Annotated in this window: 21 protein-coding genes; 4 read left to right on the top strand and 17 right to left on the bottom strand. The window is 70.8% G+C overall.

Annotation, left to right across the window (positions count from 1 at the left end; all coding sequences use genetic code 11):
• Nucleotides 1–57 precede the first annotated feature (57 nt).
• A complete protein-coding gene (locus tag O7631_RS16415; protein ID WP_278145004.1) occupies nt 58–777 on the bottom strand; it encodes an MBL fold metallo-hydrolase in 720 nt (239 codons plus the stop codon).
• A 270-nt stretch (nt 778–1,047) separates the two neighbouring features.
• On the opposite strand from O7631_RS16415, the gene O7631_RS16410 reads away from it, so the two are divergent.
• Nucleotides 1,048–1,926, top strand: coding sequence for a peptidylprolyl isomerase (locus O7631_RS16410; protein ID WP_278145003.1), 879 nt, complete (start codon nt 1,048–1,050; stop codon nt 1,924–1,926).
• 59 nt (nt 1,927–1,985) lie between these two features.
• Entirely contained in the window at nt 1,986–2,825 is an 840-nt protein-coding gene (locus O7631_RS16405) for a peptidylprolyl isomerase (RefSeq protein ID WP_278145002.1), read from the top strand.
• 60 nt (nt 2,826–2,885) lie between these two features.
• On the opposite strand, the gene O7631_RS16400 is transcribed toward O7631_RS16405, so the two are convergent.
• From O7631_RS16400 to ruvC, 8 genes are all read right to left on the bottom strand, one after another.
• Nucleotides 2,886–5,408 (bottom strand): bifunctional (p)ppGpp synthetase/guanosine-3',5'-bis(diphosphate) 3'-pyrophosphohydrolase, encoded by a 2,523-nt coding sequence (locus tag O7631_RS16400; protein ID WP_278145001.1) that lies wholly within the window; start codon nt 5,406–5,408, stop codon nt 2,886–2,888.
• A gap of 199 nt (nt 5,409–5,607) precedes the next feature.
• Complete coding sequence (locus O7631_RS16395; RefSeq protein WP_278145000.1) at nt 5,608–6,174, bottom strand: adenine phosphoribosyltransferase; 567 nt, start codon at nt 6,172–6,174, stop codon at nt 5,608–5,610.
• Nucleotides 6,175–6,265: 91 nt separating this feature from the next.
• Entirely contained in the window at nt 6,266–7,459 is a 1,194-nt protein-coding gene (gene secF, locus O7631_RS16390; protein ID WP_278144999.1) for a protein translocase subunit SecF, read from the bottom strand.
• Between the two features lies 1 nt (nt 7,460).
• Complete coding sequence (gene secD / locus O7631_RS16385; RefSeq protein WP_278144998.1) at nt 7,461–9,368, bottom strand: protein translocase subunit SecD; 1,908 nt, start codon at nt 9,366–9,368, stop codon at nt 7,461–7,463.
• 271 nt (nt 9,369–9,639) lie between these two features.
• Nucleotides 9,640–9,996 carry a preprotein translocase subunit YajC gene (gene yajC / locus O7631_RS16380; RefSeq protein WP_269679915.1) on the bottom strand — a complete coding sequence of 119 codons (357 nt, stop codon included), beginning with the start codon at nt 9,994–9,996 and terminating at the stop codon, nt 9,640–9,642.
• Nucleotides 9,997–10,118: 122 nt separating this feature from the next.
• Entirely contained in the window at nt 10,119–11,186 is a 1,068-nt protein-coding gene (ruvB, locus tag O7631_RS16375; protein ID WP_269679916.1) for a Holliday junction branch migration DNA helicase RuvB, read from the bottom strand.
• Nucleotides 11,183–11,785 (bottom strand): Holliday junction branch migration protein RuvA, encoded by a 603-nt coding sequence (gene ruvA / locus O7631_RS16370; RefSeq protein ID WP_278144997.1) that lies wholly within the window; start codon nt 11,783–11,785, stop codon nt 11,183–11,185. Before ruvA ends, ruvB begins: the two co-directional genes overlap by 4 nt.
• Nucleotides 11,782–12,309 carry a crossover junction endodeoxyribonuclease RuvC gene (ruvC, locus tag O7631_RS16365; RefSeq protein WP_278144996.1) on the bottom strand — a complete coding sequence of 176 codons (528 nt, stop codon included), beginning with the start codon at nt 12,307–12,309 and terminating at the stop codon, nt 11,782–11,784. The genes ruvA and ruvC overlap by 4 nt, the downstream gene beginning before the upstream one ends.
• A gap of 820 nt (nt 12,310–13,129) precedes the next feature.
• Between ruvC and O7631_RS16360 the strand changes: the two genes are divergently transcribed.
• Nucleotides 13,130–13,912: a 3-hydroxybutyrate dehydrogenase gene (locus O7631_RS16360; protein ID WP_278144995.1), complete on the top strand. Its 783-nt coding sequence runs from the start codon at nt 13,130–13,132 to the stop codon at nt 13,910–13,912.
• A 14-nt stretch (nt 13,913–13,926) separates the two neighbouring features.
• On the top strand, nt 13,927–15,846 hold the full coding sequence (locus O7631_RS16355; protein ID WP_278144994.1) for a helix-turn-helix domain-containing protein: 1,920 nt from the start codon (nt 13,927–13,929) through the stop codon (nt 15,844–15,846).
• Nucleotides 15,847–15,939: 93 nt separating this feature from the next.
• On the opposite strand, the gene O7631_RS16350 is transcribed toward O7631_RS16355, so the two are convergent.
• From O7631_RS16350 to O7631_RS16315, 8 genes are all read right to left on the bottom strand, one after another.
• A complete protein-coding gene (locus O7631_RS16350) occupies nt 15,940–16,548 on the bottom strand; it encodes a TetR/AcrR family transcriptional regulator (RefSeq protein ID WP_278144993.1) in 609 nt (202 codons plus the stop codon).
• Between the two features lie 11 nt (nt 16,549–16,559).
• Nucleotides 16,560–18,128 (bottom strand): MFS transporter, encoded by a 1,569-nt coding sequence (locus tag O7631_RS16345; RefSeq protein ID WP_278144992.1) that lies wholly within the window; start codon nt 18,126–18,128, stop codon nt 16,560–16,562.
• 81 nt (nt 18,129–18,209) lie between these two features.
• A complete protein-coding gene (locus tag O7631_RS16340) occupies nt 18,210–18,911 on the bottom strand; it encodes a transcriptional regulator (protein WP_278144991.1) in 702 nt (233 codons plus the stop codon).
• A 47-nt stretch (nt 18,912–18,958) separates the two neighbouring features.
• Nucleotides 18,959–19,972: a branched-chain amino acid ABC transporter permease gene (locus tag O7631_RS16335; protein WP_278144990.1), complete on the bottom strand. Its 1,014-nt coding sequence runs from the start codon at nt 19,970–19,972 to the stop codon at nt 18,959–18,961.
• Nucleotides 19,969–20,850 carry a branched-chain amino acid ABC transporter permease gene (locus O7631_RS16330; RefSeq protein WP_278144989.1) on the bottom strand — a complete coding sequence of 294 codons (882 nt, stop codon included), beginning with the start codon at nt 20,848–20,850 and terminating at the stop codon, nt 19,969–19,971. The genes O7631_RS16335 and O7631_RS16330 overlap by 4 nt, the downstream gene beginning before the upstream one ends.
• Complete coding sequence (locus tag O7631_RS16325) at nt 20,847–22,097, bottom strand: ABC transporter substrate-binding protein (RefSeq protein ID WP_278144988.1); 1,251 nt, start codon at nt 22,095–22,097, stop codon at nt 20,847–20,849. Before O7631_RS16325 ends, O7631_RS16330 begins: the two co-directional genes overlap by 4 nt.
• Nucleotides 22,098–22,148: 51 nt before the next feature.
• Nucleotides 22,149–22,841, bottom strand: a complete 693-nt coding sequence (locus O7631_RS16320) for an ABC transporter ATP-binding protein (RefSeq protein ID WP_278144987.1) — start codon at nt 22,839–22,841, stop codon at nt 22,149–22,151.
• Nucleotides 22,828–23,589 carry an ABC transporter ATP-binding protein gene (locus O7631_RS16315; RefSeq protein WP_278144986.1) on the bottom strand — a complete coding sequence of 254 codons (762 nt, stop codon included), beginning with the start codon at nt 23,587–23,589 and terminating at the stop codon, nt 22,828–22,830. Before O7631_RS16315 ends, O7631_RS16320 begins: the two co-directional genes overlap by 14 nt.
• Nucleotides 23,590–23,593 lie beyond the last annotated feature (4 nt).

The raw sequence follows: 23,593 nt of genomic DNA, 5'->3' as shown, positions 1-23,593 counted from the left end.
CGGTTCCGCGCCCGCGGCGCGGTGGTGTCGTGGGTCCGCGCGCGGCGCGGAGAAGGTCTAGAGGCCCCGGGTGGGCGCCGCCGGTCGGCCGCCGCCGACCTGCGCCACCTCGACGAGGTACGGGTTGCTGACGCGCTCGCGACCGATGGTGGTGGCCGGCCCATGGCCGGGCAGCACGACAGTGTCGTCGGCCAACGGAAGGATCTTGTCGCGCAGGCTGGTGAGCATGGCCGGCATGCTTCCGCCCGGCAGGTCGGTGCGACCGATCGACCCGGCGAAGAGGACGTCACCGGAGAGGCACAGCTCGTCGGCCTCCCAGCCCGACCCCGCGCCCGGCAGCCGGAACAGCACCGACCCGCCGGTATGGCCCGGCGCGTGGTCGACGGCGATCTCCAGACCCGCGAGGGTGACCGTGGCGCCGTCGGTCAGCTCCGCCACGTCCTCCGGCTCGGTGTAGGTCAACCGCCCCCCGAACAGCGACGTCAGGTCGCTGGAAAGGCCCTTGGACGGGTCGGCCAGCATCTCCCGGTCACCGGGGTGCACGTAGGCGGTGATGCCGCGCGCGCCGCAGACCGGCGCGACCGAGAAGGTGTGGTCGAGGTGGCCGTGGGTGAGCAGCACGGCGGCCGGATGCAGGCGGTGCTCGGCGAGCAGCGCGTCGAGCTGGCCGAGCACCCCGATGCCGGGGTCGACCACCACGCACTGCTCCCCCGGCGCGGTGGCGACCACGTAGCAGTTGGTGCCGAAGGCGTCCGCGGGAAAGCCGGCCACGAGCACGGGCGCTGTCCTCTCCGTCGAGCAGTCGTCGTCCTGCCAGCAGCCTAACGGGCATGCCCACCGACTTTGCCGCGTCCGCCTCAGGCACCCCGTGAGGCACAGTGACAACTCCCGATAAGCGCTGCTCGGGACGGGGTGGAACCTCGTACACCACATTCCCAGTCGCTAGCCGTACACTCTGGCGGGCGTGTGGCGCGACACACGTGACGCCCGGACGGGCCGGGACGCCCGGCCGCCGGCGACGACCAGGTGAAGGAAAGGGGAGCACGGGTGGCTTCCAGCAGGGACCGGCAGCGCAAACTGGCGCGGGCCAAGCTCGACCGGCAGATGGCTCGCCGGGCCGCCAACCTGCGGCGCCGTCGGCAGATCCAGGCCGGAGTCGGGGCCGCTCTGATCCTCGTGTTGGTAGTGGCCGGCTCGGCCTGGGCGCTCGGGGCGTTCGACTCCGACCCGAAGCAGAACACGGACGCGGCGGAGACCTGCATCTGGACTCCGCAGGACGCGACCGCCAACACCAACCTCAAGGACGTCGGCACGCCGGCGACCAAGGACCTGCCCACCGACGGCACCCGGACGATGACGGTGACCACCAACCAGGGTGCGCCGATCACCGCCGAGCTGAACCTGACCAACTCCCCGTGCGCGGCGGCGAGCATCGCCCACCTGGCGAGCCGGTCGTTCTACGACAACACCAAGTGCCACGAGATCACCGCGGACGGCGCGCTGCGCTGCGGCGACCCCAGCGGCACCGGCCTCGGTGGGCCCACCTACTCGTTCTACGACGAGGAACTGCCGACCGTGCCGTCGGCGTCCCCGTCGGCCAGCCCGGCCCCCGGCCAACCGCCGACGTACCCCAAGGGCACCGTCGCGATGATCTCCAACCCGCCGGGCAGCAACGGCAGCCAGTTCCTGCTCTTCTTCAAGGACTTCACCACCACCGACCCGAAGTTCCCGGTGATCGGCCGGGTGACCGGCGGGCTCGACGTGGTGGAGAAGATCGGCGCCCTCCCGACCGTGGACAATGGGACCGGAGCCAAGGTCAAGCCCAACACCGACGTGACGATCCAGAGCCTCACAGTCGGTGAGCCGGTCACCGGTGCGGCGCCGTCGGCCACCGGCGCTCCGGTCAGTAGCCCGAGCGCCGGCTGACCGGCCGCCACCACCCACCCAGTCGGCACTCAGCAGCAGACAGCCAGGAGGATCCAGGCGTGACGTCCACCAGAGAGCGGCAGCGCGCGGCGGCACGCGCCCGGCTCGAGAAGGAGATGGCCGAGCGCTCGGCCAAGGCCCGCAAGCGCCGGCAGACGCAGGCGATCGTCAGCGCGGGTGTCGCGCTGGTGCTCGTGGTCGCCGGCACCGTCTGGTTGGCGGTGAGCCTGGGCGGCGACGACGACAAGCCCGACACCACCGCCGCGGCGCCCGGGGCGTCCGAGTGCGCGTTCAACGCGCTGCCCACCGATCAGCGGCCCCCGCAGATCAAGGACGTCGGGCTGCCCAGCAACGAGCAGTCCGGCACCGGCGTGCAGACCATGACGATCGACACCAACCTCGGCCCGATCACCGCCAAGGTCGACCGTTCGCTGGTGCCGTGCACCGCCGGCAGCTTCACCTACCTCGCGGAGAAGAACTTCTTCGACAACACCAAGTGCCACCGCCTGGTGACCGAGGGCATCAAGGTGTTGCAGTGCGGTGACCCCAGCGCCACCGGCAACGGCTGGCGGGACACCGACGGCCAGGGCGGCCCGAGCTACCGCATGGCCGAGGAGAACCTGCCCACCGACAAGCGCCCGCCGTACCCGGAGGGTGTCATCGCGATGGCCAACTCCGGCCAGCCGGGCAGCACCGGCAGCCAGTTCTTCATCGTCTACGGCGACTCGCCGCTGGACCCGGCGTACACGGTGCTCGGCACCATCACCGGTGGTCTGGACATCGTCAAGGACGTGGCCAAGGCCGGTGACGACGGGGCGTTCGCCCAGCAGGCCGGTGGTGGCCACCCGAAGAAGGAGGTCGTCATCAAGGACCTCGTCATGAGCAACCCGCAGGGCTGACTCCCGAGCAACGACGAAGCGCCCGCCGGCTGAGCCGGCGGGCGCTTTCGTGTGTACGGGTCAGGCGCCGGAGGTCACCCGGTACGCGTCGAAGACGCCGTCGACCTTGCGGACCGTGGCCAGCAGGTGGCCCAGGTGCTTCGGGTCGGCCATCTCGAAGCTGAACCGGCTCACCGCCACCCGGTCACGGGTGGTGGTGACGGTGGCGGAGAGGATATTGACCCGCTCGTCGGAGAGCACCCGGGTGACGTCGGCCAGCAGCTTGTGCCGGTCCAGTGCCTCCACCTGGATGGCGACCAGGAACGTCGAGGCGGAGGTGAGCTTCCAACTGACCTCGACCACCCGCTCGCTCTGCGCCCGCAGGTCTTCCGCGTTGGCGCAGTCGTCGCGGTGCACGCTCACCCCGCCGGAGCGGGTGACGAAGCCGAACACCGAGTCCGGTGGGACCGGTGTGCAGCAGCGGGCCAGCTTGATCCAGACGTCGCTGACGCCCCGGACCACCACGCCCGGATCGCTGCTGCTCTGCCGACTGCGCGGCGGCCGGGTGGCGACGGCGGTCTCGGCGATGTCCTCCGCCGCGCCCTCCTCGCCGCCGTACGCGGCCATCAGCTTCTGCACCACCGACTGCGCCGAGACCTGACTGTCGCCGACCGCCGCGTAGAGCGACGCCACGTCGGCCAGGTGCAGGTCCCGTGCGATCGACATGAGCGCGTCGGAGGTGAGCATCCGCTGCAGGGGCATGCCCTGCTTGCGCATCGCCTTGACGATCGCGTCCTTGCCGGCCTCGATCGCCTCCTCGCGCCGCTCCTTGTTGAAGTACTGGCGGATCTTCGTGCGCGCCCGAGGGCTCTTGACGAAGCCCAGCCAGTCCTGCGTCGGGCCGGCGGTCTCGGACTTCGAGGTGAAGATCTCGATCACGTCGCCGTTGGACAGCGTCGACTCCAGCGGCACCAGCTTGCCGTTGACCCGCGCGCCGATGCACTTGTGCCCCACCTCGGTGTGCACCGCGTACGCGAAGTCCACCGGCGTCGAGCCGGTCGGCAGCGGGATGACGTCACCCTTCGGGGTGAAGACGTACACCTCCTGGCTGGACAGGTCGAAGCGCAGCGCGTCCAGGAACTCGCTCGGGTCGGCCGCCTCACGCTGCCAGTCGAGCAACTGCCGCAGCCAGGTCATCTCGTCGATGTGCGCTGGCGGGCCGACGATCTGGGTGCCCTTGTGCTCCTTGTACTTCCAGTGCGCGGCGATGCCGAACTCCGCGGTGCGGTGCATCGCGTACGTGCGGATCTGCATCTCCACCGGCTTGCCGGTGGGCCCGATGACAGTCGTGTGCAACGACTGGTACATGTTGAACTTGGGCATGGCGATGTAGTCCTTGAACCGCCCCGGCACCGGCTGCCAGTTGGCGTGGATCACACCCAGCGCCGCGTAGCAGTCCCGAACCGTGTCGACCAGGATCCGCACACCCACCAGGTCGTAGATGTCGTTGAAGTCCCGACCCCGCACGATCATCTTCTGGTAGATCGAGTAGAGGTGCTTCGGCCGACCGGTCGTCTCCGCCTTGATCTTGGCGGCCTTCAGGTCGGTCTGCACCTTCTGCGTCACCTGCCGCAGCAGCGCCTCACGCTGCGGCTGGTGCTCCCCGATCAGCCGGTTGATCTCCTCGTAGCGCTTCGGGAACAACGTGCCGAAGGACAGATCCTCCAGCTCCCACTTGATCGTGTTCATACCGAGCCGGTGCGCCAGCGGCGCCAGGATCTCCAGCGTCTCCTTGGCCTTCTGCTCCTGCTTGGGGCGGGGCAGGAAGGTCAGGGTGCGCATGTTGTGCAACCGGTCGGCCAGCTTGATCACCAGCACCCGCGGGTCCTTGGCCATCGCCACGACCATCTTGCGGATCGTCTCGGCCTTGGCCGCGTCACCCAGCTTGACCTTGTCGAGCTTCGTGACACCGTCGACCAGCAGGGCGACCTCGCCGCCGAAGTCGGCCCGCATCTGGTCGAGCGTGTATTCGGTGTCCTCGATGGTGTCGTGCAGCAGCGCGGCCACCAACGTGGTGGTGTCCATCCCGAGGTTGCCGAGGATCGTCGCCACGGCGAGCGGGTGGGTGATGTACGGGTCACCGGACTTGCGGTACTGCCCGGAGTGCCACCGCGCCGCCGTGTCGAAGGCGCGCTGGAGCAGCCGGGCGTCGGCCTTGGGGTGGTTGTCCCGGTGGCTCGCGATCAGCGGCTCCAGCACCTCGCTGACCTGGGAGGTCTGCCAGGGCGCGTTGAACCGGGCCAACCGGGCCCGGACCCGCCGGCCGGTGGGCGCGTTGGACAGCGCGAAGCCACCGCTGGGCGACGGGTCGATGCCCGCGTCCGTCGGGAACGGCACCACCACCCCGTCGGCGCCGGGTGACGCCTCGGCACTCGGCGGGGCGCTGGTCGGGGAGGCCGCGCTCTCGCTCGCAGCCCTGCTGGAGCCGTTGCCGGTGCCCGTCACCCGGGCCGGCACGTCGCCTGTCCGGTCGGTCACCGAGCCGTCAGCGTCGCCTGTCGGGTGCACCGTGCCCTCCGCCGGAGGGACGACATCGTGGGACACCGGCCTCCTCACCGCTCGCCGGAAACACACCGACCGAACATCGGTCGGCCTGGTCTCGCCTCGCCGGACGTGTGCCGCCGGCTTCGGCAAAGGGCAATGCTACCCGCACGGACGGCCCCCTGCCGCTCCGCCGGACGGTCGGCACCGGCTTCACCTCGACCGATCCGCCACCAAACGGTCGCGGGCCCGTCGAGAGGGCCTAAACGGTCAGCAGGGCGTGAACGGGACGCTGCGCCAACCGCTCCCGCCCACCCAGGAACCCGAGCTCCAGCAGCACCGTGAAGCCGGTGACGGTCCCGCCGGCCCGCTCGACCAGATCCAGCGTCGCCTCGGCGGTGCCGCCGGTGGCCAGCACGTCGTCCACCACCAGCACCCGGTGCCCGGCCGTGAAGGCGTCCTCGTGCACCTCCAGGGTGGCCTCGCCGTACTCCAGGGCGTAGGAGACCGAGTGCGCCGGGCGGGGAAGCTTGCCCGCCTTGCGCACCGGCACCACTCCCACCCCGGCGGCGTACGCGACGGCAGCGGCGACGACGAAGCCGCGCGCCTCGATGCCGACCACCACGTCGAAGGCGTCCCGCCCGTGGTACGCGACGATCCCGTCGACCACCTCGCGGAAGACCTTCCCGTCGGCGAACAGCGGCATCAGGTCCTTGAACAGGACGCCGGGCTTCGGGAAGTCGGGCACGTCCAGCACCCGGCTGGCGACCAGTCGGGCGGTCTCCGGACCACTGTCCCCGCGCGCCTCGGTGCTGTGGGTCTCCGTCACGGCTGTCTCGTTTCCCTTCGACGACGAACGGCGTCCGGCAACAGCATGCCGGACGCCGTTCGGGTGTTCCCGTTCGGGTGTTTCGGTCAGGTCAGCGCCGCTTCGCGCCACCCGGCCGGTTACCGCCGCCACCCGGGCGACCGCCCCGGGCGCCGGTCGGCCGCTTGCCCGCCGGCCGGGCGCCCACCTTCGGGGCGGCGCCAGCCAGCGCCGCGGCGTCCGGGTCGAGCGGCTCGACGGTCGCGTCGGCCTGAGCCGGGCTCGCCGCACCCTTGCCGGTGACCTCGCCCCGGGCGATCGCGCCACGACGGGTCAGGACGCGCTTGTTGTGCGCCTGGATCCGCGGGTCGTAGTTCTTCAGCAGCGCCAGCAGCGGCGTGGCCACCAGGATGGAGGTCAGGAACGCCACCGCCATACCGACGAACAGCACCAGACCGAGGTCCTTCAGCGTGCCGGCGCCGAGCAGGCCGGCACCGATGAAGAGCAGACCACCGACCGGCAGCAGCGCGACCACCGAGGTGTTCAACGACCGCATCAGGCTCTGGTTGATGGCCAGGTTGGCCGCCTCGCCGTACGTCTGGTTGTTGTTGGCGGTGATGCCCCGGGTGTTCTCCTGGACCTTGTCGAAGACCACCACCACGTCGTAGAGCGCGAAGCCCAGGATGGTGAGGAAGCCGATGATCGTCGACGGGGTGACCTCGAAGCCGACCAGCGAGTAGATACCGGCGGTGAGGATCAAATTCATGATCAGCGAGGCGACCGCCGCGACGGCCATCCGCCACTCGAAGCGCAGGATCAGGTAGACCATCACCAGCGCGATGAAGATGACCAGACCGAGCACGGCGCGCTCGGTGACCTGGCTGCCCCACGCCTCGCTGACCTGGTTGTTGCTGATCTGGTCCTCGTTGATGCCGAGGTCCTCGGCGATCTGGGCCTTGACCGCGGTGGCCTGCTCGGCACTGAGTTGCCCGGTGCGCAGTTCGTAGGAGTCGCCACCGGGGCCTCCGACCTTCTGCGCGGTGACCACCTCGATGCCGGTGTTCTCCGCGGCGAGCGCCGAGTTGACCTCGCGCTCGGCGTCGTCCAGGGTGCCGACGCTGGCCGGCACCTGGAACGAGTTACCACCGGCGAACTCGATGCCCAGGCTGAAGCCGCGAATCGAGAAGCTGAGGATCGCGATCAGGACCAGGACCCCGGCCACACCGAACCAGAGCTTGCGTCGGCCGACGATGTTGAGACCGGCCTCGCCGTTGTAGAGGCGGCTCGCCAGACCGTTTTGAGCCATCTCAGGCCTCCTTGGCGCGCGGGTTGCGGGGCTGCTGAGTCGGCTGGTTGCGAGCCGGGAGCGCCCGACCCAGACCGCTGACCCGCGGGGACAGGAACGCCCGGGTCCGGGCGAACATCGTCATGATCGGGTGGCGGAAGAGGAACACCACGACCAGGTCCAGCACGGTGGCCAGACCGAGCGCGAAGGCGAAGCCCTTGACCGTGCCGACCGACACCACGTAGAGCACCACAGCGGAGAGCAGGGTGATCGCGTTGGCCGAGATGATCGTCCGGCGGGCCCGGATCCAGGCGCGGGGCACCGCACTACGCGGACTGCGCCCCTCGCGGATCTCGTCCTTCAACCGTTCGAAGTAGATGACGAAGGAGTCCGCCGCCACACCGAGCGAGACGATCATGCCGGCGATGCCGGCGAGGGTGAGCGTGAAGCCGATCTGCCGGCCGAGCACCACGAGCGCGCCGAAGACCAGCAGCGCGGAGAGGATGAGGCTCAGGAAGATGACCGAGCCGAGCAGCCGGTAGTAGAAGAACGAGTAGATGATGACCAGCAGCATGCCGATGCCGGCCGCGAGCAGACCGGCGCGCAGGTGGCTGGCACCCAGCGTGGCGGTGACGTTCTGCTGCTCCTGCGGCTCGAAGGTCACCGGCAGCGCGCCGTAGCGGAGCTGGCCGGCGAGCGCGCTGGCGTCCTTCTGGTTGAAGTTGCCGGTGATCTGCGAGTTGCCGGTCAGCACGCCCTGGATCTCCGGCGAGGAGACGATCTCGTTGTCCAGCACGACGGCGACCCGGCACTTGCCGTCCTGGCCGAGCGCGGTCGCGTCGCAGGCCTGGCCCTCGTTGTTGAACGACTCGCGGGTCAGCGCGGTCCACTTGCTCTGACCGTCGCCGGTGAAGTCCAGGCTGACGACCCAGGAGTTGGTCTGGTCGAGCACCGCGTCGGCGTCGTCCACGTCGGTGCCGAGCACCTTGGCCTGGTCAAGCAGGTACTTCGACGCGCCACCCTCACAGGCGACGACCTGCTGCTTCGGGTCCGAGATCGACGCCGGCGGGCGCTTGTCGAGCTGCGTCGGGCAGCCGATCGTCGGCACGTTGAACTGCATCTGCGCCGGCAGCACCGCCACCTCCTGGGGCGACAGCGTGCCGAACGGCTTGAGCTTGTCGCCGAGGGACGGGTCGGCGGTCAGGTCGGCCGGGGCCTGCAGCCCGTTGGCGGCCTGCCAGGCGGCGGCGCCGACCTTCTGCTCGACGGCCTTGCGCTGCTCCTCGATGCTGGCCGGCACCGGCTCGGCGCTGGCGCTCGGGGTCGGCGTCGCGGCGCTCGCCGAGGCGGAGGGCGTCGGGGTGGCGCTGGGCGACGCGGGGGCCATGCCACCCTGACCGCCACTGGGCGACGACGTCGCCTTCGGCGCACCGCTGCCCGACGGGGTCGGCGTCGCGCCGCCGGACGGGGTCGGGACGGCGCTGCCCGACGGGGTCGGCGTGGCGGCCGGCGGCGCGGCGATCGTCCCACTGCCGTCCGCCGCCTTCAGCACCTTGCGGAAGCGCAGCTCGGCCGCGCTGCCCACCTCGTCGAGGTTCCGGTTCTCACCGGGCAGGGAGATGACGATGTTCCGGTTGCCCTCGGTGACCACCTCGGCCTCGGCGACGCCGAGCCCGTTGACCCGGTTCTCGATGATCTGCCGGGCCTCCTCGAGGTTCTCCGCCGTCGGCGGCTTGCCGTCGACGGAGTTGGTCGCCTCCAGCGTCATCCGGGTGCCGCCGATAAGGTCCAGGCCGAGCTTTGGCTCGAGCCGGTCCTTGAAGCTGCCGTTGGCGCCGGCGAAGAACACCAAAAGATAGAGGACCACGAAGATGAACCCGAGCACGGCGAGCTGCCGCCCGGGGCGCATCTGTCCCTGAGGTGGTGCCACGGCTGTCCTGTCTCCCTGTACGGTCGCGCCGCTCTGCGCAGCGACGGCGGTGTCGGGCCGGTGATCCGCCCGACGGGTCTGCCTTGAGTCGACGAGAGGCCGGCACGAGGACCGGGCGGCGTGCTGCGCGAACGGTCAGTGGAACGTGCCGACGCCCGGCGTCGACCCAACTATCCAGTTTTCACGTCTCGTCCGCTGCCCCGTCGGGCGCGGCGACCCGGGAGATCATGATCCGGCCGTACGCCGAACCCACCACCCCGGGTGGAGGCGGTCAGTCCTTGGCGGTGTCCGCGTCCTCGGTGACCGGCTCGCTCGGCAGCTCCGCGCGGGTGACGACCCGGGCGATGGCCGGACGGGCGTAGCGGGTCTGCACGCCAGGTGCGACCTCGATCAGGACGGTGTCGTCCTCGATGCCGGTGACCGTGCCGTAGAGCCCACCGATGGTCACGACCTCGTCGCCGGGGCCGAGGTTGGACTGCATCGCCTCTGCCTCTTTGCGGCGCTTCTGCTGGGGCCGGATCATCATGAAATACATGACACCGAAGAGCAGGGCGATCATCAGGATCGGCGTGAAACCGCCGGCCCCGCCACCCGCTGCTGCGTAATGCACGGTTACTGACCTTCCCATTGGCCGCCTTCCCGGCACCGGGGGTGCCGGAGCGGAGGCGGATTCTCACGTCCTGTACAGACCGCGGCGAAGTCTAAACCCTGCACCTGAGAACACCGAATGCGGCACAGATCACGTTCACATCACGGCTGATCGGTATCCAAGGAGAACAGATCGGGCACCGGCGGACTATCCGCACCAAATGTACCATTCGGCGGAGTTCGCCCCAGATGTCGCCAAGCCGCCTCCGTGGCCACCCGCCCCCGTGGCGTACGGGCCAACAGACCGGCCCGGACCAGGAACGGCTCGCAGACCTCCTCGACCGTGTCCGGCTGCTCCCCCACCGCCACCGCAAGTGTGGACAGGCCCACCGGACCTCCCCGGAACGAGTCGACCAACGCTGTCAACACCGCGCGGTCCAGCCGGTCCAGACCGAGCGCGTCCACGTCGTACACCGTCAACGCGGCACGGGCCGTCGCCAGATTGACCACCCCGTCGGCCCGCACCTCCGCGTAGTCCCGCACCCGGCGCAACAACCGGTTGGCGATCCGGGGCGTGCCCCGGGACCGTCCGGCGACCTCGGCGGCACCCTCGGCGGTGATCGGCACACCGAGGATCCGCGCCGAACGGTGCAGCAACGTCTCCAGATCCGCCGGAGCGTAGAAGTCGAGGTGCGCCACGAAACCGAACCGGTCCCGCATCGGCCCGGTCAACAGACCCGAACGGGTCGTCGCACCGACCAGGGTGAACGGCTCGACATCCAACGGGATCGCCGTCGCCCCCGGACCCTTGCCGACCACCACGTCGACCCGGAAGTCCTCCATCGCGCTGTAGAGCAGCTCCTCGGCCGGCCGCGCGATGCGGTGGATCTCGTCGATGAAGAGCACGTCACCCTCGGCGAGGCTGGTCAGGATGGCCGCCAGATCACCGGACCGCTCGATGGCGGGGCCGCTGGTCACCCGGATGCCCGCACCCAACTCCGCGGCGACGATGTTGGCCAGACTCGTCTTGCCCAACCCCGGAGGGCCGGAGAGCAGGATGTGGTCCGGCGGCGAACCCCGGCGCATCGCGCCCTGCAACAACAGGTCGAGCTGGTCGCGTACCCGGTCCTGGGCGATGAACTCGGCCAACCGCTTCGGCCGGACCGTCGCCTCCGCGTCCCTGTCGGCGTCGCTGACGTACGCCGAGACGAGCCCGTCGGTCTCGCTCATCGGGTACGGCCCAGCAGGCGGATGGCCTGCTTGAGCAGGACCGGTACCGGCGGCGTCGGACCGTCGATCGTCTCCGCCACGGCGGCCACCGCCTGGTCGGCCTGACCGGCCGTCCAGCCCAGCCCGACGAGTGCCTGCCGGACCTGGTCCGGCCAGGCGCCGCCGGTCACGCCGGCCGCACCGTCGGGGCCGATCGGCACCGGACCGATCCGGTCGCGCAGCTCCAGCACCAGACGCTCGGCACCCTTCTTACCGATGCCGGGCACCCGGGTCAGCGCTGCCGTGTCGGCGTTGGCGATCGCCTTGCGTACCGCGTCCGGGGTGTGCACGGCCAGCACCGCCTGGGCCAGGCGCGGGCCCACCCCGCTCGCGGTCTGGAGCAGCTCGAACAGCGACTTGGCGTCGTCGTCGGCGAAACCGTAGAGGGTCAGCGAGTCTTCCCGCACGATGAGGCTGGTCGCGAGCCTTGCCACCTGGCCGACCCGCAGGTCAGCGAGCGTCCCCGGGGCGCAGTGCACGGCCAGACCGACACCGCCGACCTCGATCACCGCCTGGTCCGGACCCGTCGCGGTCACCGTGCCGCGCACGCTGGCGATCATCGTGCTCCTCCTCGTCGTGCCCGATCGGCCGCCGCCGCCAACTTCGAACGGGTCCCGCCGCGCCAGATGTGACAGATCGCCAACGCCAGCGCGTCGGCGGCATCGGCCGGCTTCGGCGGCTCGGCCAGCCGCAGCAACCGGGTCACCATCGCTGTCATCTGCGCCTTGTCGGCCTGACCGGACCCGGTCACGGCCGCCTTCACCTCACTGGGGGTGTACGTCTGCACGGGCAACCCGGCGCGCGCCCCGGCCAACACGGCGATGCCGCTGGCCTGCGCGGTACCCATCACCGTGCGCACGTTGTGCTGGCTGAACACCCGCTCCACGGCGACGCTCTCCGGCTGGTGCTCCGCGACCAGCTTGGTCAACGACCGGTCCAGGTGCAGCAGGCGCAGCGGCAGCTCGTCGGCCGGGTCGGTGTAGACCACGTAGTACGCGACCAGAGTGCAGGGCCGTCCCGGCACACCCTCGACCACGCCCACACCACACCGGGTCAACCCCGGGTCGACACCGAGCACGCGCACGCCGCCTCCTCCCCCAGCCGTCAGCAGTACGTGTGTTCGACACCCTAACCGTCGCCCTTCCCGCCAGCCCCACGGGACACGCCCTCCACACCTTGACGCACCCCACACCCCGACCTCGCCCCCCGCACCCGCACCCCACCCACGCCCCCGCGCCCCACCCACGCCCCCGCGCCGCGCCCCACACCCGCGGCCTTACGCCCCCGCATCCCACGCCCCGCACCTCGCGCGCCCCGCGCCCCGCACCCCCCGCGCCCCGCGCCCCGCGCCCCGCGCCCCGCGCCCAAGATCCGCGCAACATCCCGGATGTTGCTGCCTCCGGGTCGCGGGAGGCAGCACTATCACCGTTGTTGCGCGGATCTTGAGGACGGACGCCTTCGCCGGCCGACCGGGAGTGGGGTCGGAACGCCCGCAGCCGTCAAGGTCACGCTCGATCCAGGATGTAGTGGCCACGGAGCGCCGGGATGCCACTACATCCTGGATGTTGCGCGATCTTGCGGCGCATGGGGCGATCGAACCGCGCATGGGGCGATCGCACCGCGCATGGGGCGATCGCACCGCGCATGGGGCGATCGCACCGCGCATGGGGCGATCGCACCGCGCATGGGGCGATCGCACCGCGCATGGGGCGGCACACGGCACACGGCACACGGCACACGGCGCGATCGTGCGGCGCACGGCGGGGCGGCGGGCGGCGAGGGCGGGCGGGCAGCGAGCGGCTGGAGCACGGATGGCGAGGGCAGGCGGGCCACACAGCTTCGTCCTGGAGTATGTGTCGCCGACCCATGTGCCGGGGAGGGCACAGCTCGTAACTTCTTGCGCCATGACGGCAGAACCCGTGGCGGTCCCCCACGTCGTACAGGTCGACCTCGCTGGCCGGACCGCCCTGGTCACCGGGGGTGGCAGTGGCATCGGGCGGGCGTGCGCCCTGCGGCTGGGTGCGGCCGGCGCGAAGGTGCTCGTGGTGGACCGCAACCTGGAGGCGGCGAAGGCGGTGGCCGCCGAGGCCGGCGGCCGGGCCGAGGGTGTGGACCTGTCCGACGCGGCGGCGGTGGACCGCCTCGACGTGGACGTGGACATCGTCGTGAACAACGCCGGCCTTCAGCACGTCGCGCCGCTTCAGGACTTTCCGGTCGAGCGCTTCGAGTACATCCAGCGAGTGATGGTGGAGGCGCCGTTCCTGCTGATCCGCCGGGCTCTGCCCCACATGTACGCCCGGGGCTGGGGTCGCGTCGTCAACATCTCCTCGGTGCACGGGTTGCGTGCCTCGCCGTACAAGGCGGCGTACGTCTCGGCCAAGCACGCCCTGGAAGGGCTGTCGAAGGTGGTCGCCTTGGAGGGCGCCGCGCACGGGGTGACGGCCAACTGCATCAACCCGGCGTACGTGCGCACGGCACTCGTGGAGAGCCAGATCGCCGACCAGGCGGTCAGCCACGGCATCGACGAGACCGAGGTGATCGAAAAGATCATGCTGGCCCGGGCCGCGATCAAGCGACTGATCGAGCCGGAGGAGGTGGCCGAGCTGCTGGCGTACCTCTGCTCGCCGCCGGCGGCGTTCATCACCGGCGCGTCGATCGCCCTCGACGGGGGCTGGACGGCCAACTAGTGGGCCCGAGCACAATGTCGACCATGTCATCGCCGGTGGAGTTCCTGGAACTGCTCGCGCGGGAGGCCGCGGCGGTCGAGTTCGAGGGGCCGTTGGTGGCCGCCCGCGCCGCCGGGTTGCCGCCCGACCGGCTGGCCGAGCTGGAGCAGGCCAGGTCGGTGGCGTTGCGGGTCCGCGCGTTGTTGGAGCGCCGCCGCCGCCGCGAGACGGAGCTGTCCGGCCTGTACGACACGGTCAGCGACCTGGCCGGGCTCCGTGACCTGGACGACGTGCTGCGGGCGATCGTGCACCGGGCCCGCAATCTGCTCGGCGCGGACGTGGCCTACATGACGTTGAACGACGACGAGCGCGGCGACACCTACATGCGGGTGACCGACGGGTCGGTCTCGGCCCGGTTCCAGCGGCTTCGGTTGCCGATGGGCGCCGGCCTCGGTGGCCTGGTGGCCCAGTCCGGGGCTCCGTACGTCACCGCGAACTACGGCGAGGACGCGCGCTTCCACCACACCGGCGAGATCGACGCCGGGGTCGGGGAGGAGGGCCTCGTCGCGATCCTCGGGGTGCCGCTGCGGCTCGGCTCCACCTCGATCGGCGTGCTCTACGCGGCGAACCGGTCGGCGCGGCCGTTCGTCCGCGAGGAGGTGGCGCTGCTGGTCTCCCTCGCCGCGCACGCCGCGGTGGCGATCGACACCGCCCGGCTGCTGACCGAGACCCGCTCGGCGTTGGCCGAGTTGTCGGCGGCGAACACCACCATCCGGGCGCACAGCAGCTCGGTGGAGCGGGCGGCGGCGGCACACGACCGGATGACGGCGCTGGTGCTGCGCGGCGGTGGTGTGGAGGACGTGGCCGCCGCGGTGACCGAGGTGCTGGGCGGCGCGCTGCTGGCGCTGGACGCCGAGGGCCGTCTGCTGGCCCGGGTGGGCGAGATCGAGGAGCCGGACCGGGCGGACATCGTCGAGGCGGTCGCGGCGTCGCGTACCGAGGGGCGCAGCGTGCGCCGCAGCCCACTCTGGTACGCGGCGGTGGTGGCGGGCACGGAGAACCTGGGCGCCCTGGTGCTGCGCCCGGACGACGAGTTGGTCGACGCCGATCAGCGGATCCTGGAGCGGGCCGCGCTGGTGACCGCGCTGTTGCTGTTGTTCCGTCGTACCGTCGCGGAGGCGGAGGGTCGGGTCCGTGGCGAGCTGCTGGACGACCTGATCGCCCGCCCGCTGCGGGACACCGACGCGTTGCGTAGCCGGGCCCGCCGGCTCGGGGTGGACTTGGACGCGCCGCACGTGCTGGTGGCGGTGGGCGACGACGCGATCGCCGCGACCGGCTCGGCTCGGCAGCGGGTGCTGTCCTGGGCCACCACGTACGCCTCGGCGCGCGGCGGACTGGCGGCGGCACGCGACGGCCGGGTGGTGCTGATGCTGCCCGGGCAGGACGCGGGTGGCAGCGCTCGCGCGGTGGCGCGGGACCTGTCCCGGGTGACCGGCCGTCCGGTGACCGCCGGGGCGAGTGGCCCGTCGAACGGGCCGGGGGCGCTGGCCGCCACGTTCCAGGAGGCGGACCGCTGCCTTACCGCGCTGGGCGCTCTGGGCCGCTCCGGTCAGGGTGCGAGCACCGTGGAGCTGGGGTTCGTCGGGTTGCTGCTGGGGACGGTGGGTGACCGGGGCGAGAAGGACGTGACCGAGTTCCTCAGCGCCACCGTCGGGCCGGTGGTCGACTACGACGCCCGACGCGGAACGGCTCTGGTGAAGACGCTGGAGGCGTACTTCGGGGTGGGTGGCAGCCTGGCCCGGGCCGCCGAGCAACTGCACGTGCACGTCAACACGGTGACCCAGCGGCTGGAGCGGGTGGGGCAGTTGCTCGGCGCCGACTGGCAACGGCCTGACCGGGCGTTGGAGGTGCAGCTGGCGCTGCGCCTGCACCGGCTGCGCGCACCGGCCGGCTGACCGCCCCACCAGCGCGACCGCGGGCCCGGCGGGAAGAGCCACGCCCGACCCCGGGCCCGGCGTGAGGAGCCACGCCCGGCCCGGTACGCCGGGTCAGCGGGCGCGGATGCCCTCCAGAACGGCGTCGACGACCCGCTCGGGTAGGGTCTGCTCGTCCAGGTCCGGGTTCCACTGCAGCACCCGCTGGATCAGCATGGGCCCGGTGAGCAGCGCCATCGTCACCTCCACGTCGATGTCGGCGCGGAGCACACCCTCGTCGATGCCGCGTCGCAGCACCTCGCGCATCAGCTGCCGGCGGGGCGAGATGATGTTCTGGTAGAGCTGGAACTGGTCCGCGCTGCGGTTCACAGCGGGCACCAGGCAGGGCATGATCTTCGCCGCCCGTGGATCGACGTTCTTGCCGATCGCGCCGACCAGCAGCACCAGGTCCTCGCGGACGGAGTGACCGGCCGGCTTCGCCAGGACGCCCTTGAGTCGCCGCAGCGCGTCGAGCAGCAGGGCGTCCTTACCGGCCCAGCGGCGGTAGATGGTGGCCTTGCCGACCCCGGCCCGGGCGGCGATGGCCTCGATCGAGAGCGCCTCGATGGTGCTGCCCTCGGCGAGCAGGTCGAGGGTGGCTTCGATGATCGCCTCGTCGGCGCGGATGCTCCGCGGCCGCCCGGGCGACCGCGGAGCATCGGCAGTGGACGTCATGTCCGACATTCTCCCCGGACCTATGCCGTGCCGGCCAACTCGGGCTCGGCGACCGGGGCCGCCGGGGCGAGGCTGGTGTCCTCACGACCGGGCATCCAGCGCAGCACCACGATGACTCCGAGGGCGGCGATGATCCCGGAGAGCCCGGCCGCCCAGTGCATGGCGGTGACGAAGGCGTCGTTGGCGGCCGAGATCAGCGCCGGCGCCGCCGGGCCGAGCTGGCCCGCCGCCGCGTACGCCCCGGAGATCGACTCGTTGGCCGCGTCGCGGGCACCGGTGGGCAGCCCGGTCAGTGCGTCACCGATGTCGCTGCGGTAGACCGCGGAGAGCACCGAGCCGAGGACCGCGACACCGAGCGCGCCGGCCACCTGACGGATGGTGTTGCTGACCGCGGAGCCGACACCGGCCTTCTCGCGCGGCAACGCCGACATGATCGACTCGGTGGCCGGCGGCATGATGTTGGCCATCCCGGCGCCCTGGATGAGGAAGACGAGCAGCACGATCCAGATCGGGGTGGAGGCGCCGATGAAGACGAACGCGGCGAGCGAGATCACGGTCAGCGCCAGCCCCACGGTGGCGACGGCCTTACCGCCGTAGCGGCGGACCATCGCGGCGCTGCGGGGCGCGAAGATCAGCTGGGCGCCGGCGAAGGGCAGGAAGAGCAGGCCGGTCTGCAGCGGGCTGTAGCCCCGCACCAGCTGCAGGTAGAACGAGCCGAAGAACATCGAGCCCATCGCGGCGAAGAACACCAGGCCGACGATGGCGACCGGGGCGGCGAAGCGGGGCACCTTGAACAGTCGGACGTCCAGTGACGGGTGGTCGCTGCGCCGCTCGTGCTGGACGAACCAGGCCAGCACGGCGATGCCGACGAGGATCGAGCCCCAGGCCATCGGGCGGTCGAAGCCGTGCTCGCCGCCGTCGATGATGCCGTAGGACAGGGCGACCAGACCGACCACGGAGAGCAGGACGCCGAGCACGTCGACGCGGCCCGGGCGTGGGTCACGCGACTCGGGGACCAGCAGGGCCACCAGGACCACGCCGGCGACGACCACCGGCACGTTGATCAGGAAGACCGAGCCCCACCAGAAGTGCTCCAGCAGCGCGCCGCCGAGGATCGGGCCGATGGCCACGGCGAGACCGACAGCGCCGGCCCAGACACCGATGGCCCGGCCACGCTCACGCGGGTCGAAGACGTTGGAGATGATCGACAGGGTCACCGGCATGATGGCCGCGCCGCCGACGCCCATGAGGGCGCGGGCCGCGATGAGCTGGCCAGGGCTCTGGGCGTACGCGGAGAGCAGCGACGCCAGGCCGAACAGCGCCAGACCGACCATCAGGAAGCGCTTGCGGCCGGCGCGGTCGCCGAGAACTCCGAAGGTGAACAACAGCCCGGCGAAGACCAGCGTGTAGGAGTTGATGGCCCACTCCAGCTGACCCTGGCTGGCGCCGAGGCCGTGCACCGGGTCGGCCAGGGTGCGCAGGGCCACGTTGAGGATCGTGTTGTCGAGGACGACCACGAGGAGGCTGATCACCAGCACCCCCAGGATCGCCCACCTCCTCGGGTGGCCCGTGTTGTTGTGCAGCTCCATGCCTGGTTTCCCCCCACGCTTCACCCGCGGCGCAATACGATACGGGTCAGACTCGTAACGCGGGTCAGCCTACGACTCCCATTAACGATACGGCACCGATCCGTATCGTATGTGGTGGGCATCACGCCCGGCAGGCACGTCCAGACAGGCGGCGACCGCGTCCGGCAGCGAGCCGAGGTACGCCGCCGGCCGGGTGAGCGGCTCGATCCAGCCCGGCCCGGCGCCGTACACCCGCAGGCTTGGGAAATCCCGGGCGAAGCGCACCAGCCGGTACGCGCGACCGGTGACCGGGGTCTGCGACCAGAGCACGACGGTGTGCGGGCGGGCGCGCTGCACCGCGCTGGTCAGCGCCGGCCAGGGCAACGTCGGGCCGAGGTTCAGGCAGCCGCGACCCTGCTCACGCAGCGCGGCCGCCAGCGCCTGCAAACCGAGGCTGTGTGCCTCCCTCTCGACGCCGGCCAGCAGCACCCCGCCGGACGGCAGTGGGCGGCCCGGTTCCCGTCGGTACACGTCGAACGCGACCCGGACACCCTCGCTGAGGGCGTGCTCGACGACGAGTTCCGCGGCGGTCCGCCCCGGCAGCCGAGCCAACAACGGGCGGCAGACCTGCTCCCAGAGCGCCGGCACTCCCCACGCCTCTGCCAATTCCAGCACCAGCGTCGCGACGCCGTGACCGTCCAGGTCCTCGGCCGCCAACAGGACCTGCTTGTGCGCGATCTCCACAGCCTCGGCCGGCATCGGATCGGTCAGCACCAGACGTACCCCCGGGTAGATGGTCTCCACCCGGGGATTCGCCGAAACGACGCGCGGCGGATGCGCCGTCGCGGAATTTACCGGCGGCGGACCGCCAGCCGCTGGACCACCGCGGCGACGCTGCCCCAGATGCCCCGCCGGAACAGCACCACCACGAGGACGAAGATGCCGCCGGTCACCAGCCCGATCGCCTCGAAGCCGGAGAACGACAGCCAGTCCTCCAACCGGACCACGATGCCGGCGCCGAGTACCCCACCCCAGAGGGTGCCGATCCCGCCGAGCACCACCACGATGACGGCCTTGCCGGAGGTGGTCCAGTGCAGCACGTCCAGCGAGACGAACCGGTGGCCGACCGCGAACAGCCCACCGCCGAGGCCGGCGATGAACCCGGAGAGCACGAACGCGGTGAGCTTGTAACGGTGCACCGGGTAGCCCAGCGCCCGTGCCCGGGCCGGGTTGTCCCGGATACCGACAAGCACCCGGCCGAACGGGGAGTGCACGATCCGCCAGGCGGCGGCCAACCCGAGCAGCACGATCGGCAGGATCGCGTAGTAGAAGAAGTAGTCGTCGGTCAGGTCCAGGCCGAAGAACGAACGGGGGACCCCCTGGAGCCCGTTCTCGCCCTGGGTGACCGAGCGCCACTCGTTGGCCACGTAGTAGACCATCTGCGCGAAGGCCAGGGTCACCATGGCGAAGTAGATCCCGGTCCGCTTGACCGCCAGGTAGCCGATCGGTACGGCCAGCGCCGCCGCGGTGAGCGCCCCGGCCAGCACGGCGAGGGGAAACGGCAGGCCCGCGTGGATGGCCACCAACCCGGTGACGTACGCCGAGGTGCCCCAGAACGCGGCGTGACCGAAGGACATCAGCCCGGTGAAGCCGAGCAGCAGGTCCACCGCCACGGCGAACAACGCCCAGCAGAGGATGTCCACCGCGACCGCCGGGTAGAGGCCGTTGGGCAGCCACAGGGCGACGACCAGCCCGACGGCGAGCAGCGCGTACCGCGCCCAACCGGGGGCCCGCGCCACGGCGATCAGCCCGGATGGCGGACTCGGGCGGGACGCGTCGGCGGGAGTGTCCACGGTGCTGGTCATGCGGGAGCCTCCTCACGACCGAACAGGCCGGCCGGACGCCAGAGCAGCACGCCGGCCATCACGACGAAGACGACGGTCTGGGAGACGATGGGGAAGGCGGACAAATACGCCTCACCCCACGCCTGCACCAGGCCGATGCCGAAGCCTGCGGCCACCGAACCGAAGATCGAGCCCAGTCCACCGATCACGACCACCGCGAACACCACGATGATCAGGTCGGCGCCCATCAGCGGGTTGACCGCGCGCATCGGCGCGGCCAGCACGCCGGCGAGGCCGGCCAGCCCGATGCCGAAGCCGAAGACCGGCGTCACCCAGCGCCCGACGTCGATGCCGAAGGCGCGGGTCAGGTCGGGTCGCTCGGTGGACGCGCGGACCACCATGCCGATCCGGGTACGGGTCAGCACCCACCACACCGCGACGCAGAGCAGCACCGCGAAGCCGAGGATGAACACCCGGTACGTCGGGAAGTCGAAGAGCCCGAAGTCGACCGACCCGCTCAACAGCGCCGGGGTCTGGTACGGGCTGGACTGCACGCCGTAGCGCAACTTCACCAGGTCCTGAAGGATCAGTGTCAAACCGAAGGTGAGCAGGAAGTTGTAGAGCGGATCCAGCTTGGTCAGCCGGTGGATCACCGCGCGTTCCAGTGCCATGCCGAGCAGTCCCAGCCCCACCGGCATGATCACCAGGGCCGCCCAGAACGGCACCCCCGCCTCGGTGAGCAGCACGTACGCCCCGAACGCGCCGAGCATGTAGAACGCCCCGTGGGCGAAGTTGACCACGCGCAGCATGCCGAAGATGACCGCGAGCCCGAGGGCGAGCAGGGCGTAGAACGCCCCGCTCACCAACCCGTTGAACGTGTTCTGCGCGAATCCGCTCATAGCTTGCAGTCCGCGGAGGGCGCGCGGAACGCCTCCGCGGCGGGGATCGTCTTGAGCACCTTGACGTAGTCCCACGGCTCGGTGACCTCGGACTGCGGCTTCACCTGGGCCAGGTACGCGTCGTGCACCACCCGGTGGTCCTCGGCGCGGATCTTGCCGTTGCGCAGGAAGACGTCCTCGACCGTCTTGCCCTCCAGACCCTTCACCACCGCGTCCGCGTCGTCGGTGCCGGCGGCCTGCACCGCCTCCAGATACTGCAACGCCGCCGAGTAGTTGGCCGCGTGCGCGAACGTCGGACGGGTGCCGGCCTTCTGCTGGAACCGGTCGGCGAACTCCCGGTTCTTCGCGTCGAAGTTCCAGTACCAGGCGTCGGTGTACGTGGTGCCGGCCAGCGCGGCCGGGGTGAGCGAGTGGATGTCGGTGAGGAACATCAGGCCCACCGCGAGGCCCACGCCCTTGTCGCGCAGCTTGAACTCGTTGTACTGCTTCACCACGTTGACCAACTCCGCGCCGGCCTGCATGGTGCCCAGCACGTCCGGCTTCGGGTTCAGATTCGGCGCCTTGAGCAGGAAGGTGGAGAAGTCACCGCTGGTGTTCGGGAACGGGGCGCCGTCCTTGCCCACCACCGTCCCGCCGGCCGCCGTGATCGCTGTGGAGAAGCTCTTCTCCATGTCCTGACCGAAGGCGTAGTTCGGGTACAGGATGTACCAGTTCTTGCCGATCTGCTCGGTGGTGGTCTTCCCGGTGCCGTTGGCCAGCATGTACGTGTCGTACGCGTAGTGGAAGGTGTACTTGTTGCAGCTCTTGCCGGTCAGGTCGGTGGTCGCCGCGCCGATGTTGAAGTAGAGCTTCTTCTTCTCCTTCGCCACGTCGGCGACCTTCAGTGCCGCCGACGACGTGGGCACGTCCAGGATCAGGTCGACGCCCTTACGGTCGTACATCTCCTGGGCCTTGGAGTTGGCCACGTCCGGCTTGTTCTGGTGGTCGGCGCTCTCCACGGTGATGTCAGTGGTCACCGCCTTGTCGCCGTACTTCGCGGTGAAGTCGGCAATGGCCAACTCGACCGCCGCCACCGAGTTCTTCCCGGACAACTCCGAGTACGCACCGGACTGGTCGTTGAGCACGCCCAGCACGATCTTGTCGCCGGTCAGCTTCTGGTCGCCACCCGACTGGGGGCCACCGCCGCCGCAACCGGCGACCAGCACCACCGTGACCGAAGCCACGGCCACACCCACCGTCCCGCGCATGCCCACTCCATCCATCCCACGCGTCGTCGCGCGGGTCGTCGTTGAGAACATTCAGATCCCGAGGTACGCGAGCAGTTCGCGTTCACGCGAGCGCACCTCGGAGTTGTCCATCGCCTCGGCGACACGCCCCTCGGCCAGCAGGTAGTGCCGGTCGGCGACACCCGTGGCGAAGTGCAGGTTCTGTTCCACCAGCAGCACGGTCACCCCGTGCTGCTTGGCCTCGCGCAGCAGGTCACCGACCTGCTGCACCAGCAGCGGCGACAAACCCTCGGTGGGCTCGTCGCAGAGCAGCAGCCGAGCGCCCATCCGCAGCACCCGGGCCAGCGCGAGCATCTGCTGCTCGCCGCCGGAGAGCATGGTGGCCGCCGAGTCCCGTCGGCTGTACAGGGCCGGGAACGCCTCGTACACCCGCTCCAGCGACCAGGGGTCGGGGCCGACAGTGGGTGGCAGGGTGAGGTTCTCGGTGACGGTCAGAGTCGCGTAGCTGCCCCGGTCGTCCGGCACCCAGCCCAGCCCCAGACGGGCGCGCTTGTGCGCGGGGAGCCGGGTGATGTCGCGACCGTCCAGCTCGATCGTCCCTCGCTGACCGGGATGCAACCCCATAGCGCAGCGCAGCAGGGTGGACTTGCCGGCACCGTTGCGCCCGACCAGCGTGACCACCTCACCGGCGGAGACCTGGAGGCTGACGTCCCGCAGTACCTGCGCCTCCCCGTAGAACGCGGAGAGATTCTCAATGCGCAGCATCGGCGGCTCCCAGGTAGGCGGTGATCACACGCTCGTCGGCGCGGACCTGCTCGTACGGACCCTCGACGAGGACCTTGCCGGCCTGGAGCACGGTGACGGTGTCGGCGAGACGGCCGACCACGCTCATGTTGTGCTCCACCATCACCACGGTCCGGCCCTGGCGGACCCGGCCGATCAGTTCGACGGTGCGGTCGACGTCCTCCAGGCCCATCCCGGCGGTCGGCTCGTCGAGCAGCAGCACCTTCGGGTCCAAGGCCAGGGCGATGGCCAACTCCAGGGCCCGCTTCCGGCCGTACGCCAGCGCCGCCGACGGAGCCTGCGCCAGATCGGCGAGCCCCACCATGGCCAGCAACTCGTCGGCCCGCTCGGTGTAGCGGCCCATCAGCGACGCTGAGCGCCAGAACCGCCAGCCCAGGCCGCTGGGCGACTGGAGAGCCAGCGCGACGTGCTCCCGGGCCGACAGCTGCGGGAAGAGGCTGGTGATCTGGAACGAGCGGGCGACGCCGAGCCGGGCCACCCGCTCCGGGGGCAGCCCGGTGACGTCCCGCCCGGCCAGCTCGATCCGGCCACCGCTGGGGCGAAGGAAGCCGGTGAGCAGGTTGAACAGGGTGGTCTTGCCCGCGCCGTTCGGACCGACGAGCGCGTGCACGCTCTCCGACTCGACGTCGAGGTCGACGTCGTCGACGGCCCGGAAGCCACGAAAGTCGCGGGTCAACCCTCGGGCCGACAGGAGCGCTTGGCCAGCCATCGCC

Source organism: Micromonospora sp. WMMD967 (assembly GCF_029626165.1).
GTDB lineage: Bacteria > Actinomycetota > Actinomycetes > Mycobacteriales > Micromonosporaceae > Micromonospora > Micromonospora taraxaci.
This window is presented reverse-complemented; position numbering and strand designations above follow the sequence as displayed.

What these genes read in the sequence shown, in the direction of transcription:
- secF (WP_278144999.1), bottom strand. Translation starts at nt 7,459, where the DNA reads ATGGCTCAAAACGGTCTGGCGAGCCGCCTCTACAACGGCGAGGCCGGT.
- yajC (WP_269679915.1), bottom strand. Translation starts at nt 9,996, where the DNA reads ATGGGAAGGTCAGTAACCGTGCATTACGCAGCAGCGGGTGGCGGGGCC.
- ruvB (WP_269679916.1), bottom strand. Translation starts at nt 11,186, where the DNA reads ATGAGCGAGACCGACGGGCTCGTCTCGGCGTACGTCAGCGACGCCGAC.
- ruvA (WP_278144997.1), bottom strand. Translation starts at nt 11,785, where the DNA reads ATGATCGCCAGCGTGCGCGGCACGGTGACCGCGACGGGTCCGGACCAG.
- O7631_RS16360 (WP_278144995.1), top strand. Translation starts at nt 13,130, where the DNA reads ATGACGGCAGAACCCGTGGCGGTCCCCCACGTCGTACAGGTCGACCTC.
- O7631_RS16355 (WP_278144994.1), top strand. Translation starts at nt 13,927, where the DNA reads ATGTCGACCATGTCATCGCCGGTGGAGTTCCTGGAACTGCTCGCGCGG.
- O7631_RS16350 (WP_278144993.1), bottom strand. Translation starts at nt 16,548, where the DNA reads ATGTCGGACATGACGTCCACTGCCGATGCTCCGCGGTCGCCCGGGCGG.
- O7631_RS16345 (WP_278144992.1), bottom strand. Translation starts at nt 18,128, where the DNA reads ATGGAGCTGCACAACAACACGGGCCACCCGAGGAGGTGGGCGATCCTG.
- O7631_RS16335 (WP_278144990.1), bottom strand. Translation starts at nt 19,972, where the DNA reads ATGACCAGCACCGTGGACACTCCCGCCGACGCGTCCCGCCCGAGTCCG.
- O7631_RS16330 (WP_278144989.1), bottom strand. Translation starts at nt 20,850, where the DNA reads ATGAGCGGATTCGCGCAGAACACGTTCAACGGGTTGGTGAGCGGGGCG.
- O7631_RS16325 (WP_278144988.1), bottom strand. Translation starts at nt 22,097, where the DNA reads ATGCGCGGGACGGTGGGTGTGGCCGTGGCTTCGGTCACGGTGGTGCTG.
- O7631_RS16320 (WP_278144987.1), bottom strand. Translation starts at nt 22,841, where the DNA reads ATGCTGCGCATTGAGAATCTCTCCGCGTTCTACGGGGAGGCGCAGGTA.
- O7631_RS16315 (WP_278144986.1), bottom strand. Translation starts at nt 23,589, where the DNA reads ATGGCTGGCCAAGCGCTCCTGTCGGCCCGAGGGTTGACCCGCGACTTT.